Origin of the sequence: Vibrio sp. 1159, from assembly GCF_033340395.1 — a bacterium.
Lineage (GTDB): Bacteria > Pseudomonadota > Gammaproteobacteria > Enterobacterales > Vibrionaceae > Vibrio > Vibrio alginolyticus.
Genome location: NZ_JAWOWL010000153.1, coordinates 1 through 1154, shown reverse-complemented (window position 1 = coordinate 1154; position 1154 = coordinate 1). Strand labels below are relative to the sequence as shown.

Genomic DNA, 1154 nt, shown 5'->3' with positions numbered 1-1154 from the left:
ATACAGAGGCTAAATTCATGCGCTCTTTTGTTTTACGAGCTCGCGCGGCGCCAACCACCAGCAAAGCACTATTAGAAGGTGTTGGTAACGAGGCACATACCGAGATCCTTGCTCATACCATGATGAACACCATGTTCGTGGCACAATCTCACCGTGAAGATGTGGTTGTCCATTTGGTATTAGAGAGCACGAAGGATTACTCGCGCACGATTACCATTCGTTCAAACGACATTACCAATATTGGTGGTTTTCACGAGTCAACGTTGATCTCTGACGTTGCCCGTGCGTTGGACGCATCTGTTGGTATGGGTAAAGAGCAGCTTCGTGAAGTTGAGCCGGGTATTACGGTTCGTACAGTGAGCTTCGAACGCTTGGTTCAAGAACTGGCGGAAGACCACCAACTTTATATGTTGGACAAGAAAGGCGAATTTGTTCGTGATGCAGAAATTGGTGAAAACCCATGTTTCTTGCTAACCGACCACATTCCGATGCCGAAGAAGTCGTTCAACAGCTTGAAGCGCCTAGGTACTGAGAAAATCAGCCTTGGACCTAAGATGCTGTTTGCTTCTCAGTGTGTAGTATTGATCCACAACGAACTGGATATCCGCGAATTCTAGTTATTCGCGTACACGTTGCTAGATGATGAAAGAGGACTCGATTGAGTCCTCTTTTTTGTTTCTGACTTTCTATGCCGCGCTTATTTACCGCCAATACTCAATCGAGCAAAACGCACATCTGGCGCGAAGAAAGTGCGGCTGTCATTAATAAGCTGCGTATCACCCACAGCTTCTACTTCTTGCAGCATCTTATAGAAGTTACCTGCAACTGTAATTCCGCGCACAGGTTGAACACGTTGACCATCACGGCACAAGAAACCACTCGCACCAAATGAGAAATCACCACTGACAGCATCTGCACCAGAGTGAACCCCTTGCAGTTCCACTAATTCTAGGTATTCACCTGCTTTGACTTCTGACACACTGCTGTTGCCTGTCGCAATCACTTTATGATTTGCCGATACGTCTAGGCTCGATTTCGCACTGCGAGATGCACTTGCCGTCGACACTGCACCTAAATAACTCGCTGTTTGGCTATTGTGCAATAGCGTTCTCAGTTGGCCATTGGCGATCAAAACATTCTCTTGAGTGGCAAAA

Annotated in this window: 2 protein-coding genes; one reads left to right on the top strand and one right to left on the bottom strand. The window is 46.8% G+C overall.

Going from position 1 to position 1154, the window contains the following annotated elements; all coding sequences use genetic code 11:
* Nucleotides 1-17 precede the first annotated feature (17 nt).
* Entirely contained in the window at nt 18-617 is a 600-nt protein-coding gene (trmY, locus tag R7127_RS26640; protein WP_318148729.1) for a tRNA (pseudouridine(54)-N(1))-methyltransferase TrmY, read from the top strand.
* An 80-nt stretch (nt 618-697) separates the two neighbouring features.
* On the opposite strand, the gene R7127_RS26635 is transcribed toward trmY, so the two are convergent.
* Nucleotides 698-1154 (bottom strand): metallopeptidase TldD-related protein (locus R7127_RS26635; protein ID WP_318148728.1); only part of this gene is annotated, 457 nt, incomplete at its 5' end.